9 protein-coding genes and 1 pseudogene are annotated in these 14,077 nt (G+C 50.7%); 7 read left to right on the top strand and 3 right to left on the bottom strand.

Annotated elements, in window-relative coordinates:
* Positions 1 to 223 precede the first annotated feature (223 nt).
* From OB916_RS13565 to OB916_RS13555, 3 genes are all read left to right on the top strand, one after another.
* Complete coding sequence (locus tag OB916_RS13565) at positions 224 to 922, top strand: rhomboid family intramembrane serine protease (protein WP_315909833.1); 699 nt, start codon at positions 224 to 226, stop codon at positions 920 to 922.
* Positions 923 to 1,496: 574 nt separating this feature from the next.
* Entirely contained in the window at positions 1,497 to 5,285 is a 3,789-nt protein-coding gene (locus OB916_RS13560) for a hypothetical protein (protein WP_315909832.1), read from the top strand.
* 99 nt (positions 5,286 to 5,384) lie between these two features.
* Positions 5,385 to 6,416 carry a PD-(D/E)XK nuclease domain-containing protein gene (locus tag OB916_RS13555; RefSeq protein ID WP_315909831.1) on the top strand — a complete coding sequence of 344 codons (1,032 nt, stop codon included), beginning with the start codon at positions 5,385 to 5,387 and terminating at the stop codon, positions 6,414 to 6,416.
* A 38-nt stretch (positions 6,417 to 6,454) separates the two neighbouring features.
* On the opposite strand, the pseudogene OB916_RS17115 reads toward OB916_RS13555, so the two are convergent.
* Positions 6,455 to 6,541 (bottom strand): annotated as a pseudogene (locus tag OB916_RS17115) (DUF7386 family protein); the annotation flags it as partial.
* A 310-nt stretch (positions 6,542 to 6,851) separates the two neighbouring features.
* On the opposite strand from OB916_RS17115, the gene OB916_RS13550 reads away from it, so the two are divergent.
* Positions 6,852 to 7,517 (top strand): hypothetical protein, encoded by a 666-nt coding sequence (locus OB916_RS13550; protein ID WP_315909830.1) that lies wholly within the window; start codon positions 6,852 to 6,854, stop codon positions 7,515 to 7,517.
* A 168-nt stretch (positions 7,518 to 7,685) separates the two neighbouring features.
* Here the strand turns inward: OB916_RS13550 and OB916_RS13545 are convergent, their stop codons facing one another.
* Positions 7,686 to 9,749: a minichromosome maintenance protein MCM gene (locus tag OB916_RS13545; protein ID WP_315909829.1), complete on the bottom strand. Its 2,064-nt coding sequence runs from the start codon at positions 9,747 to 9,749 to the stop codon at positions 7,686 to 7,688.
* The gene (locus OB916_RS13540) at positions 9,739 to 10,353 is read right to left on the bottom strand and encodes a hypothetical protein (protein WP_315909828.1); all 615 of its coding nucleotides are present in this window, start codon (positions 10,351 to 10,353) and stop codon (positions 9,739 to 9,741) included. The genes OB916_RS13545 and OB916_RS13540 overlap by 11 nt, the downstream gene beginning before the upstream one ends.
* Positions 10,354 to 11,634: 1,281 nt before the next feature.
* Here OB916_RS13540 and OB916_RS13535 point away from each other — a divergent pair.
* The 3 genes from OB916_RS13535 (at position 11,635) to OB916_RS13525 (ending at position 14,011) form a co-directional block, all read left to right on the top strand.
* The gene (locus OB916_RS13535; RefSeq protein ID WP_315909827.1) at positions 11,635 to 12,135 is read left to right on the top strand and encodes a hypothetical protein; all 501 of its coding nucleotides are present in this window, start codon (positions 11,635 to 11,637) and stop codon (positions 12,133 to 12,135) included.
* Between the two features lie 606 nt (positions 12,136 to 12,741).
* Positions 12,742 to 13,179, top strand: coding sequence for a hypothetical protein (locus OB916_RS13530; RefSeq protein WP_315909826.1), 438 nt, complete (start codon positions 12,742 to 12,744; stop codon positions 13,177 to 13,179).
* Positions 13,166 to 14,011, top strand: a complete 846-nt coding sequence (locus OB916_RS13525) for a hypothetical protein (RefSeq protein ID WP_315909825.1) — start codon at positions 13,166 to 13,168, stop codon at positions 14,009 to 14,011. Before OB916_RS13530 ends, OB916_RS13525 begins: the two co-directional genes overlap by 14 nt.
* Positions 14,012 to 14,077: the final 66 nt, after the last annotated feature.

Here is a 14,077-nt window from a genome sequence, read left to right as displayed (position 1 = left end):
TCTCTGCAAAATGAGTAGCTATCTCTGTAGTTTTGTTTTACAACTCGGGACTCTCTCCAACTGCAGCGAGACAGTGTGGACGACCTCGCCGCCGACCTTGCGGAGCTACAGAAGACAAAGAGAGCATAATGGGTGTCGATATAGAGAGAGATACTGTAGTTGGTTTCTCTGTTTATCATAATGGACTGGCAATTTTTTGTCCACTGGTAGCGAGAATTGGGATGTGAACAGAACCCTTGACTTGAGTGTGTTGGACGCTATTGTCCGAGAGTACACGGAAGCACAGTCACCGGTCACTCAGGTTCTCATCATCGTCATAGGAGTGGTATTTGTTGGTGAGTTATTAGGAGCTGCTCTCCTCACAAAATCTAACAGTGTTCGTATCTTCGCTACCGGGATTTTTGCTGTACATCCGTGGGTGGCATGGCCCCTCTCACCCGTGTTACACAAGGGTCTCCAGCATTTTCTCGCCAGTGTACTGTTTGCTCTCCTCTACGGAATTCCCGTTGAAAAGCACTGGAACTGGAAGGCTTACTCCGCCTTTATAATTGTAACAGGGTATGCTACAATCGTCTCCGGGACTGCTTCACTGTGGCTATTCTCAGACAGTCAACTGGCCTTCTATGGAGCCAGCGGAATCATCTATGCTCTTGCAGGTTATTCATTCACGCACTTCACTCTGGAACATGACGACATGGATCTGGTTGAAAAGGTTGCACTGTTTTTTGGGGTAATAGCCCTTGTGTCGGTAGTCTTTGATATCGTCACCGGACCATACTTCACTCCAGAGTGGATCAACGGAGGCCATCTATCCGGATTTGTGATCGGAGGACTTGCCGGCTACTTTGGCCCGAATGAGTGCAATGATCAAGCCCGCTCAGAGACCTGTACGATGCATCCGCACCAGCAAATTCAGAATTAATTTACACTGGTCTGGCCAATTTCACGGTTCTTGACGACGCTATGCACCGTCTCCGATTCCACACCCCTGCAACTTTGGGTGTACGATGCTTCGCCATTTCGCGCCTTGGCCCCGCACTCCGGGTGGTTTCGCAGGTCCTGCCTGCAGTGGTGGGAGGGCTTCCACCCACGCCGGGGCCGGTGCGGGGAGATTCTCTCTCTTAGTTCGACAACTCCCATCGCTTGTGTCTGACGATACCCCTGTCCGCTACCTCGTCTGGAGTTAGTGACTGTAGGACCAGGCTCTCAAACATTTCGTGCGCTACACACCCCTGATTACCTAAGCTACCCCGTTATTGTCTGTCGAATAATTCGAGACACCCCCCGTGACCACGTTTCCGAAGCTTTTCATTTTGCTTCAACCTTGGTGTCTGGCGGTCCGACTGACCGATCGCAGCCCGAGCTGTTAGGTGAAAATAGGCCCGGACGGATACTTTTTAGCGAATGTGCGGTCGTGACCTGAACAGAACACTCGTGAGAGAGGATGAATTATAGGGGTTCACCAACTTTTTCTCATAACCCTCGAATATCCAACTATGGTTGACCCTGTCTCTATTTCAGCAAGTCTCCTTGCTGGCCAAGCGGTGAATTACCTCAAGTCAAAAGGAAAGAAGGCGAAATTTATGGCCGACGCTATCGATAACGCCGGGAATCGGCTTGAGGATCGCCACAAAGGACTGGATGTAGATGCCTTCCTCGATGTATTCACAAAAGCAGAAATAGAGGAGGCTGTCCAAGAGTTTGATGCAGGTGCTGATCCGATAACGGCTGAGGAAATCGCCGATGCGATTAACGCCGATGAAATCAACGCTGATGTATCGACGGAGGAACTGATTGAGGAGTTCCTTGATTTGCTTGAACAGGAGGTTAGTGCGGATCCAGCGATTGGAAACAAGATACTGACAAACCACACGCAACGGATTCATGACCTTGCGACAGAACTAGATGAGGGCCAAGAAGATGTTCTTCTAGGGATCCAGGAGATCAAGGGGCAGGTGCGCGAGTCGGCTGAGAATAAGGGCTACGAGGTGTTCCAATCAGTCGAGAATTACTATGATCTGCAATTGCAGGGCGATCATCCTAATGAGCGGTACGATCTACCATTCTACGGGCGACACGACGAGATTGCAGCGTTCATCCAGTTTGTGGAATCTGACCGGAACGTGTTGATCGTCACCGGTCCCACTGGCATCGGAAAGACCCGGCTCGTCGTTGAGGGCAGTCTTCGAGTTCAGACTTCACATCCGGACTGGCAGGTCTACACGACGGATCTCCTCGCCGGAAATATTGACGAGGGTCTTAGTGAGCTTGATCTTGAACAGGAAGATGGTGTTATGTTGTTCGTAGACGATGCGCGTGACACGGACCAAGTCGATCGGATGTTTGATCTCGCTGATAAACATCGTGATCAAGTCAAGCTGGTGTTCACCGAACGGCCGTATTTCGTCGAGCACCTACAGGAGAATGCAGGGAGGTTTTCGCTAAGTTATAGTCAGCAGGAACTCCGGCCGATTAACACAGAGGATTTGAAGGACTTCATCCGAGATTCCTACGACATTACTGCACCGACCACTCTTGATTGGATTGCGCACATCAGTGAGGGTCGGCCGCAAATTGCTCATCTTGTTGCCGATGCGCTCGCCAGTGAGGACGACCTTGTGGATGACCCAATCGCAGAGAGCGAGGATATCCATAACAGCGTGTTCATGGATGCCATTGCCCCGCTCAAGGATGCGGCCGCTGACCGGCAGTTCGGCGATCCGCAAAAAATTGAAAGCTATGTTGAATACCTTGCCGCAGTTGGGCGATTGGATACGTCTGATGATGACTTCATGGACGCGTTCCGGAACGCACTTGATCTTAGTTCGGACGTAGAGGCACGATACCGCAATCTCCTGACGGAGACGCAGGGTCTCGTATATGAACGGGGTCAGTTCCTTGAAATTCAACCAGACGTTCTCCGAGAGTACCTCGTATTTGACACGTTCTTTGACGGGTCGGCACGAGATTTCAAAGCTGAGGTATACGATCGGTTCGGTCAGTTCACCGAGGACGAACAGGCCAGTACACTACTTGCTGTGAACCATCGATATGGTTGGCGCGGTGCAGGGAGGATTGTCGAAGAAATTCTTGCTGAACATCGGGATCAGATGGAAGAGTATAGTGTCTCCCGGCGTGTCAACCTGCTTCGTGATTATTCCTTTCTTGGCTCAGCCAAACCAGTCTACGGAATCGACCTCGTTGACGCTGCAGTTCCGGATGAGGCTTCTGACTTAGACGAGGATGACGGTCTCTCGCGTGTGATTGTTAAGGCACCGAGTCCCGTAGGAAATCTGTGTCTGGCAGCTAATTCGATACTCCATCGTGCATTGCTGCGGGAACCCAAGGCGGCAACAGAACGACTGATCGAGATAGCCAATACGTTTTCCGATCAGGGTGCAGTCGCTGACGATGCAATCCAGAAATTACGACAGGAACTTGAACCTGGACTACAGGCCTCACCCGCCGCACAGAAGCAGGTGGTCGAAGCGTTGCGGCCATATTTGCTCAACCGTGAATTAGCATCGGGCTTGAAACGGGAACTTATCGACGTGGTTGGAGTGGTGTCGAATGTCCGGATTCACGATTTCTCATTAGATCCTGTCGATCGGTCCACGATGCGTACCAGGACCGGACCAATCCGAATTACCGAGGACCGGCAGAATCTCCGGTTAGCGGTTATTGACCTTCTGATTGACGTGGTCGAAGCAGAGGATGACGCCGACCTACAGCGGGAGGTCGTCGATAGTCTGACCGGGTTTTACCAGTCACAGACGGAGTACTACTACGCTCACGACGTGGTTTATAACGAGGAAGAACTCGATCGGATCTACGAATTCGCAATCGACTTCGTAGCGGACGACGGTGACCTACAATGTATCCAGACGTTGAGTAAGCTTGATGCTCCTGATCATAAGGGGGCCCTCGGCATTGAAGAACAGGTAGAGCGACTCCGTTCTTTGCTCGATGAACACAGCGGCTATCAGTTGATGAATAAAATGAATCCGAAGACGGTGGGTCGTGGATTAGAGGAACGAGACGAGGAGATCCGAGAGTTCCTTCGGGAACGCGAGGACGTTACGAGGGACATGGAGGAGGTTGTGGAGATTGTCGAATCTATTCCGAACCAATCCTTCACCCGGTTCTTCCAACTCCTTGGCGAAGAACACCCGGAGACTGGAATCAATCTCATCAAGAACCCTGAGCCGAGCATCATGGGATACCTTCCGAACATCGTCTTCGGTGTCTGTGTTGCACAACCTGAATCCGGGAAGGGACTCGTCACTGAGTTTATTGCTGAGGGGCAGATTGAGTTGACTTGTGCTGGTTTGAGAGCGATCGATTCCGACGATCATGTGTTTGTTGTGGAGCAAATCGAAACGCTGCTTGACGAAAACGCGCCATACGATCCGGAGTTCGTAAGTAATGTGGCGCGTGTTGTACATGGTCAGTGGGATGACAACCAGGATTGGATACAGTCGGTCATTCTACGGTTATTTGAGAACGCCCGGACGCTAACGACACAGGCCGTCGATAATCTGTTGCTGCCGCTCCCCTTGCACGACGACGAACAGGTACAGGCCGTTGAGGATGATATCCTGTTCGCGGTTCTCGCCTATGCAGAAGAGCAGGGTAACCTCAGCAATGAATCGCATGACGTTTCGCTGGCAGTAGCCGAAACAGCCGCCCGGTATCCCGACCGATTCGTCGAGTTCTGTCTCAAGCGGTGTGAAAACGAGTACGCTGGCACGGCTCTACTCCCGCCACATCTCGATATCGATACTGAACGCATGCGAACCGCGGATGAGTACGATCAGGCAGTTGAACAGCTCATCAACCTAATTCTGGATACGGATGGGTACCATCCGCTTCTATTCAATGATCTGTCTGCAGTCTTCCCAACCCGGGACATTGCCGACCATCTAATCTCTGAAATCTCGGGCTGCTCCGACGAGCAATTGGTGCGTGTCATCCAGTACTGCAGGCAGTTTGCTATGACGGAGCCTATTGCAGATCTTTACCTAGCGATCATGGAGGACGGTGTGGGCGATATTCGGGACGCAGAATCAATTAAGAACTGCATTTTGGCCGCCATCTCAACGGATCCAACGGCCAGTATAGCGTTTGCGAGTGCAGATATGGAAGGGCGGAAAGAACGAGAACTGGAAACGCTTCAAGAGTGGCAGGACGATCATGAAAGGGAAATCGGGGTGAAACGATTTGCGGATGAGGCCGAACAGTATATCCGCGACGACATTGAACGGATGAAAAACTTTGTTCAATGACCATGTGATGGACGATGTACATGACTACGCCTGCGATTACTCGGAGGAGCGAATCGAGAGAAATGTACGCGAATATCACGGCGAATAGAGACACAATCTATGCATAACGGATTCTCGTCTTTCCAGAGTAAGAAAGCCCCTGATAGCGATAAAAATATCTCCACTGTACTACGAATATCCGAGCGAGACAGTGGTATTGAACTCAGTATCTCCTACAAGGAAGCAATCAAATCAGGGACTTCCTTTAAAACTCAGCAGAGCTGTGATCTAACGTTATCCGGTTTGTCTGCTGCTCAGGTCTTGGATATCGTTCAGTTACTTGAGGAATGGATTGAATCGGAATCGCACCCTACGGTAAAGCTTGAAATGGACGATGTTGATGGACTTCATACCTATGAGGAGTCCGAATCATACGGACGTTCGAGATCTCATGAAATCGAATTCACAGAAGTTACAATCTCAGTCAGTAAGCAGTTTGTCGAATTTGTTTACTGGAACGACTCTAAATCAGAGTGGGTGGATGTGTCAATCCCCTCCTCAGAAGTAGTTGATCACGGTGTTCCTCAGGACATTCAGAATGTCACGAAGCTCTATCAGACATTCTATGACTTCTTCACCATCGAATATTCCGGTAAGACAGACTATTTCGAAGAAGAGGGCCCCATTTCATCTGAGAGGCCATCAGTCTATCAAATAGAGCAGATTTTTAACCGATTTGGCGAAATTTCTATCCCACTTCGAGAACGGAGAGGAGACAGAGAACCGCTTACGATAGATGACGAAGCCGATGTTCAGTATCTTCTTCATGCTCTCCTCAAACTGTATTTTGATGATGTTCGGAGGGAACCTCATACCGAGCGGCACAGCTCCGTTGATCCTCGAATCGACTTTTTAATACAGGATGAGACCATCGGTATTGAGGTTAAGCGGGCTTCCCCCACTCGCAGAGAAAAATCACTTCGGAAGGAATTATCTGAGGATAAGGAACAGTACCGCCTTGATACGAATATTGACACTCTTCTCATTTTCGTATATGATCCACTGAAACAGATTGAAAACAAGGCTGAGTTTGAGGGATCATTTGAGCAAGAAACTCCTCAGATGAAGACCAAAGTAACGGTAACGAGATAGTTGGAACACTTTTTTAGCTGAACTGGTTTTCACCGACACTATCGCCACTTCGACTCAATGGAGGTGCAGTAGCGCAAGCCGAGTACCGATGTGTTACAGCAGTCCTTCACTGTCATAGCAGGGTACTGCCCGTGTACAGGGAGGAGTGACTATTTTATCAAATCCTTCAGAGTGGTTTGGAGCTGACCCACGTGAGTTGTAGCCGCCCGTATTCAAGTAACGGATTCCAGAAATCTCTCCGACAGCATACGAGACCACGCTCGCAGGCAACAGGTAGTACTGACAGTCCAAGCCTCTGGCTGGTTGTCGCAGATGTATTGGTGGATGTCACGGGTCGGGTTCTCAGACTGGTCAAAATCTCGGACTTAGAGAGGTGGCTGCCGTCATAGAAGAATAAGTTGGGGGTATAAATGAGCACACCTGGAACTCCATATTATGGGCCGAGGAATTCTCACCACATCAGATAAGAAATGGCTTCGCGGAGAGAAAGAGTACAACAGTAAGCAGTCTGATTCCAATAAGCGGAAGACCATCAGAGATCGAGTATTCCAGGCGTTACTTGACTTTGAGCTACTGGCTAGCGAGTTATCGGATGCGGATCGCCAGAAAATTTTTGAGCGCTTGTCAGATGAATCCGACTCTCATGGAGTAGACGAGTCAGCAGCTGTTATTGAGTTCCTGTACAAGGGCCTAAGCGATCTAACAACAGATCCGAATCATATTGCTGCCGGCCCCAAAGAAACCTCTGTGGAGCGATTCCTTGCCTTCCGGAATGCATTAACCTCAGGTGTCGAAAGAGGAAAGTCTGAATACACAAATCCACAGGAAGAGCCACCAGATATCGTCACTGTGGCTTCGAACGCCTATCTATTTGAATTTCCTGACGATGACGACGTCCGGGCAGAGCTAGAGACTGAACGATTGAGAGAAATTAACAATCAATCACCCGGTGACCACGGAAATCATGACGATGTTGCCTTCTTCCTGCAGGCAATGATTCAACGTCAAATCCACGAGCGTATTTCTGCGCGTCATCAGGCGGCTAAGAAAGATCTAAAGGACTACAACGATTTTGAAGGCGATACAGTTGACATGTCTTAGAAACAGAAGCGAAATAATATCGATCGAATGTGTGTTTCTGCGAAGATCTCGCACAACAACTAGTTTCATGCTGATGGGATTGGTGAATAACACACAACCCACTGTTGGAGTGATTGGAGATAATCCGCTACGTCTAACGCTAAACTGTTGACTCAGTCACTTAGCCTATCACGTTGTTCTGTAGTGATCTGTCTGAGGACTATATACCTCCCCCTGCTGTGATAACTTCTCCAGGGTCTTCTTTACTTTTTCAACAGAAACATTTAGTTCTGCAGCGATTTCTTCGACAGTCGAACCGCTGCCAACGCGACCGTTATTGAGCCCCTCAATAACCTGCTTAATGGATTTCATTCGTTCGTGTTGACTCATCGAGTTCCCGGTCTCTATGAGATCGGCATCAAATTCTCCAGTTTCCGGGTCGATACCAACGTCTTCCAGTGACTGTCGGATTAGTTTCACTGCCCGTTCAACGTCCTCAACCTTGATCGTCTCAGATAATCGAGCACGTGCTGACGAGGCAGCCAGACGGAGGATTCCTTCTTGCTTCCGTGCCGTTACCGGCACAGCATTCGGATTCCCGTTGTCGTCGCCCTGCTGACGGAAGTGGGTATAGGCTTCGACTGTTTTCTGCTCTACACGCTCGTCTTCGACGGTCGGGACAAGCTCTCGCGCACGCGAGATGTACTCCCGGATTATGCGTGACGGGATGTTTCTCTCTGCCTGATCGCGGCTGGTTTCTCCGGTTGCTTCCTTCTCTAACGCCCCGAAGTAACTATTTGTAATAGCCTCACCGACCGCAGCATCGTGTTCAGCGTCAACAGTGTCTTTCAGCAAGAAGATGAGATCGAATCGAGACAACAGCGCCTCGTTGAAATCGATCTGGTCAGGAATCGGTTCGTATTCGTCGAACCGTCCGAATTTTGGGTTACCCGCTGCTATAATCGCCGTATAGGCAGGTAATGAGACTTCCTGATCGGCTAACGATGCATCCACTCGCTGCCGTTCCATCGGGCTATGCAGTGCCTCGACAGCGTCATCACTGATTTTATCGATTTCGTCAATGCCACAGAGCCCGTCGTTCGCACGAACCAATGTCCCTGCCTTGATCGACCACTGTGACCCTCCGAAGTCATCTTTGACTGCCGAGGCGGTTAATCCGGCGGCCGTGGCGCGTTCACCGACTAATTGTGACCGTGGGGCCAGATGATGCGCTTCGTCAATCGTCTCCGACTTCGCTGTCCCGGGATCACCGAGGAGCAACATATGCCAATCACCACGAATGCGTGCCCCATTCTCGTGGTCCGATCGCGGCCCGCCAACCAACTGAAGCACGAGCGCCTCTTTGATAAGCTCGAACTTGTCGGTTTCCTCAATCCCCGGTAACAGTGACGCAGTCAGGTCTTCAACCGGCGTCTCTGACTCCGTAAGCACTGCGAGTTCCTCATCGCTCACATCCTTGTCACCGGTCCCATCACGCAGCTCTATGTCTTCCGCATCCAAGCGATAGGGATACTCCGTTGAATCAGGATCGGACCCATCAAACGTGAGGACGCCAGTGACCGCTGCACGCGACCCGACATCGCCCGTATACTCGCCAGCCAACTCGCCGTTCACTACCGCAGTAATTTGGCTTTCGCCATCAGTAGCATCCTCAGGGGGAGTCTTGATCCGCACCAATTGCCGGTCGCGGAATTCCGAGGTCTCATAATCTAACCTGAATGGCCCTTGACGTTCACAGCCCTGACATTCGTGAGGTTCTGTCAGACGGTCATTCTGTTTTGGTTGTGAGACCTGCGTTATAGTACCGCACCGTTGGCAGACAAACGACCCATTGAGCAACACTGGCTTGACAGCGCTTATCTGGGCAAGTTGACCGACGACTGTCATTGCCGTCCCCGTATCTTCCGGTCGATAACAACCTACCTCGCGCTGGTTTGCGACGTTCGTGAACCGTACCGTGACCCCGCTGGACAAGTCCTCCCTGTCGATCGGATCGGTTGCGTCTAACCTGTGTAGGGCGTCAACGAAGTGATCCCGTATCCGATTCGGAAACTGCACGATGTCATCTGCGAGATCGTGATTGAAGCGTGCGACATGGCCGCAGTCAATGACCAGCGACCGGTATCCGTCCGCCCACTGTTCGATGAGGGTCTCAATCTCGGCCTGATACGCCTCCTCAAGGAAGTCTGCAATCTTCGCAGACACAGTCTGATCTATCGGGTTATCGGGCATCTGTACCACCTCCGTCGCGCTTCTGTGCGCTCTTCAACTCGTGTTTTTGACTGCTGGCTCCAGTATCGGTCGATTGCTGTGTGCCTCTAACGCCACGCCTCAGACGCTCCGGAGCAACACTAATATCATCATGCGCAGACGCTCGCGCCCGGATGTCTGCGACAATATCATCACGCTTTGTCTCAGATGGCCCGGAATCATGCTTCACGCGAATTGCGTCCTCAATGTGGCTCTTGTAGGCTTGAATCGTCTTGTTAGGGTTCTCCTCCATATCGTTCAGTATGGCGTCGAATATCTCAGTGAGGCCCCGGCGCTTCTCCTCAATCCGCTGCAATCGCTCCGTAACCTCACGGTGTTGTTGTCGAACGTCTTGTAACTCTGCGACGAGTGTCTGAATCTCATCACGGAGCTGTGACTCACTCTCAGCCAGGGTTTCGCTGCGGCGTCGAAGATAGGCCCCGCTACCTTCGTCAACCCCGAGCGTATTTTCGATGATCTCAATTACTAACTCATTCTGAGCGAGACCGCGCTGATCTGCGACTTCCTCAATCCGTTCGCATACGTCCTCGGTCAGTCGCAAATTCTTTCGGCCAGGATCAGTCATGTTCTCCCCGGGCCGTCGGCATCGAATTGTGCTGTACTTCTCCAAGTTCAGTAACCCGTTGGCACATGGTGCCAGATCTGGCACCTGGTGCCACGCTTGTGGGGAACGGATTCAAAACCGGACGACACGACAGCGCGTCCTGGTGGAACTGGACGGGATCGCCCTGTTTGGGGCTTGCAGCCCCGATCAATTCTATACGTTGGAACGCTCGTTGCATTGCAGTCTAACCAACGGGCCCGGTCTCCGTCGGGATTATTACGCAGTTCTTGATGAGGTCCTTTAAGTCAGCCTGCTACGGGCGCGCCAGTCGCCACATATTTCATCGAAAATCGATGAACCAGCGGAGATCACCCGGGTCGGTCACCGATCCTATTCCACAAGGTCATCTGCTGCAAATCGATTGTCTATGAGTGCATCTACCGGTTCATCGGCGAGAATATGTAGACGCGATCGTTTCCAGCATGGCTTGTCGTTAACGAGTAGTACCGTCTTCGTTTAATTTCGGTAATATACTGGCACTAGGTGCCAGAACTGGCACCTGGTGCCAGCCGCGCGCGAGACGGTTCATCGAGCAGGAACGAATCGAACAGGAAACACTCACCGAAACCACAACCTGGTACTGTCTGGGCTCGATGATACCCCCGATGTATCGTCTTATAGAGGAAGGCATCGATGCCACCGATGAGATGGAGGCGGGGGACTCCCTTGCCGATTGCTCAAGAATACGCGGTGCTGAAAGACAAGTATGGAGTCGCATAAATGACCGTCTTCAGCGGCGAGGTGGCGATTAAGACGTTTCTTGCTGAGTTGCTCCTGTCTGCTCTCAATCGGCGTGTCTTTTCGGTCCTCCCTGCGCGTTTCGGTTGGGATCGATGAACATCCCCGACTGCACCCCATCCGCGGCGTTGGACGCGTTGAATGTTGCTGCGAGTGCGCCCGCGTCGGCTTGCAGGCAGGCGGCTTTTCGTGGCGGATGAGACCGTCTCTGGATTACGAAGATTTCGTTGCATCGTGGGGTGAAGTAGTGGGAGTGTTGCGTTGAATGGGTAAGTCGGAATCCGGCGGGAGACGCAGTGTGTAGGCGACTTCTCGACCTGGTTGCTGAGAGCACGAGGGTTTATACCTGCGTGCTGGTTTTGCCTGCTCACCACGCGGCGACGTGTGAGTCGCTTCACGGCGAATCCGCCGGTGTAACAACAGAATGACATTCGAAAGAGAACGAGTTTGGAAACGAGAACAGGGCCATCCCATCGACGCGGACCCAGTGGTTGGTGTGAGAATATGAACGCTGCTACAAGATACGTGGAGACATCGAAGACGAACTCCCCAGTGCACGCGTATGTTGCAGATCACGGGCGAGGCGTCTCGAAAAGTGATATCGAACAGACGACGGTTGCTGGTCGGTCGATAACTCTCTCTACCGACGTGGATACTGACGATCAGGATCTCATCGCAGACGCGATTCAGGCCACTAACCCAACCGGAAAGGAGTGTTTCGCTAATGCACTGAGGATGTGGAAGCATAACTCCAGACTCAAATACGTCGAAGGAGTCGCAGTGATAAGTGACCTCGACGCCGGTGGCTTCGAACACGCGTGGTGTCTGCTAGATGGTGAGCATCTCGTCGATCCGACAACAGAATCATTTGATTGCTATCACGGCGTCGTCATCGACGATCCCGAAATCCTACGCCGGTATGCCGAAGAGTACCCTCACGAAGGGATTCTCGGCAATCACAAGAACCGATACGCATTTCTTCGAGACCGAGGGTACGTCGATTGATCCGGGACACTGAACAGAATTCTGTGCCGCGATGTCCTTCGTGACCCTCTCGTTAGGTAGACTTGCTGCGAAGTCGCATCGGGAACCCGATTATTGTTCTCAAACTGGATTAGACCTTCAGCATATGATCGTAGATTCGTTCGGTGGTCTCCTTCGCTAAGCTCGCGGAACTCACGCTGTAGGACATTCTACGAGGGGATATCATCCGCCCCTTCGTACCGAGCAGTGTATGACGACAGAATCGACAGAACCGACAGGAGCGGCACCAGATAAGTACGCATGCAGTTCGTTCTCATTTTGCCCGCGCGCTAATCTCAGAAAGTAGCCAATCTTGGGCTCGAAGTGGTCATCACGATCGTCTACTCCCAGAGCGGATCTATTTGTATAAATAACCTGTCTTTTCACAGACTGTCAGTAGGAGTGATAGACTCACAGTACGACGATTGAGATAGTTCTTCTGTTTCGGAAGTATTGAAAGCTAATAACTAAATAGAGCGTGACCATGCCGTCTCTGTATTAGATATAATATGAATAGGATGAGATAAAAATTGACTATTGAAAGCTAAGAACCTGAGTACTATACGTTAGGAGAACAATAGTTCAAATATGGAAAACTTCACTATAACCGGACCAGACGATGAAGTTCAACGCTGGAAAGAAGATGCTGATGAGTTGGGGATCACCCAATCACGATATGGAAGGGAGCGAATCCGAGCAGGCAGACGGCTTTGGGGTGCAGGCAAATTCCAGGCCGATACCTTAGCCCAACTTATTGGAGATGGAAATGAAACAGAGGAGCCACGTAGGACTGAATCTTCTCCAGCCACGATAGAGAATGACCTTGCAGAAACCGTTCTGCGTGAACTTCCGAAAAAGGGTGAACGAAACCCTGTTGAGCTGTCAAACCTTCGTGAATTAGTCTTCGGAACTGAGGAAGAGCAACGAGAAGCCATTTTAGCTGCCCTTAAAGTGCTAAATGAGCAGGGAGAAGCAGAACGTACTGTAGAAGGAGGGTTTGTCAAGACCAAAAATGACAAAGAATAATTCACCACCAAAGAACCAGGCAGATAGCCAGACACGCCAAGAGCGCAAGCAAGAAGCAGAGAAGGAGTGGAAAGAGCATCCAATTGAGATGTATCATGGCAGTCAGGATTTAACAAAACCCCACACTTCCAGAGAGGAAATGATCTTGACCCGGTTTACCGAATTCTTGAAAAATTCGGAAACAGTTCCTGACGTTGTTTCCGGTGTCAGGGATGTTGTTGAAGATGATATAGAGAAATTTGTCGATTATGATCTTGACCCGGATCCAAGCTTGGGTGACCGAACAATTATTGATTATCTAAATACACTATCGAAATTCTACAAAAAACTCTTGGATAAGAATGCAATAGGAACCAACCCAGTAGACTCGAAACTTTCCGAAGAGCGTGAGGAGCGTGACTGGGGTTCTCCAGACCGCCCATTCATCCCCTTTGACCACATGCAGCGGTTTCTTGGTTGGCTTGATACGCCGTTTGCCCGGGCATTCTTCCTTACTGGATTAAAGACTGCAAGCAGGGCAGGAGAAACAGTCAATGTCGATATTCGCTGCTGTCATATTGACCATCCTATCTTCTGGCATTTTGTGGAAAAGTACGACATAACCCTTGATCCTCGCATTCGGGACAAGCCCGACTCGATGCTAATTTATGAAGAATTCAATAAAGGGGATGAGATCCCGAATGAGAATATTTCGGGGTCTGAATCCAGCGGTGAAATACGGAATACGGGAAACAAGCGTAAGGAAGAGGGCGGGTCGGTAATTCCGATTGACAGCGAACTCAAAACTGCTCTTATAGAATACTCAGCTTTGCACGTTGAAGTAGGAGCGTGACGTAGGCGGTAGCAAGGACAGATGATGCCGATTACGGACTTTCTGTCGTGCACGCGCGTGTTCGAC

Source organism: Halapricum hydrolyticum (assembly GCF_025517535.1).
Classification (GTDB): domain Archaea; phylum Halobacteriota; class Halobacteria; order Halobacteriales; family Haloarculaceae; genus Halapricum; species Halapricum hydrolyticum.
The sequence above is the reverse complement of the archived record's forward strand: the minus strand, read 5'-3'. Positions and strand labels throughout refer to the sequence as shown.

Excerpts from the sequence above, each read along its gene's own strand:
- OB916_RS13550 (WP_315909830.1), top strand. The coding sequence starts at position 6,852 with ATGGGCCGAGGAATTCTCACCACATCAGATAAGAAATGGCTTCGCGGA.
- OB916_RS13540 (WP_315909828.1), bottom strand. The coding sequence starts at position 10,353 with ATGACTGATCCTGGCCGAAAGAATTTGCGACTGACCGAGGACGTATGC.
- OB916_RS13555 (WP_315909831.1), top strand. The coding sequence starts at position 5,385 with ATGCATAACGGATTCTCGTCTTTCCAGAGTAAGAAAGCCCCTGATAGC.
- OB916_RS13560 (WP_315909832.1), top strand. The coding sequence starts at position 1,497 with ATGGTTGACCCTGTCTCTATTTCAGCAAGTCTCCTTGCTGGCCAAGCG.
- OB916_RS13530 (WP_315909826.1), top strand. The coding sequence starts at position 12,742 with ATGGAAAACTTCACTATAACCGGACCAGACGATGAAGTTCAACGCTGG.
- OB916_RS13525 (WP_315909825.1), top strand. The coding sequence starts at position 13,166 with ATGACAAAGAATAATTCACCACCAAAGAACCAGGCAGATAGCCAGACA.
- OB916_RS13535 (WP_315909827.1), top strand. The coding sequence starts at position 11,635 with ATGAACGCTGCTACAAGATACGTGGAGACATCGAAGACGAACTCCCCA.
- OB916_RS13545 (WP_315909829.1), bottom strand. The coding sequence starts at position 9,749 with ATGCCCGATAACCCGATAGATCAGACTGTGTCTGCGAAGATTGCAGAC.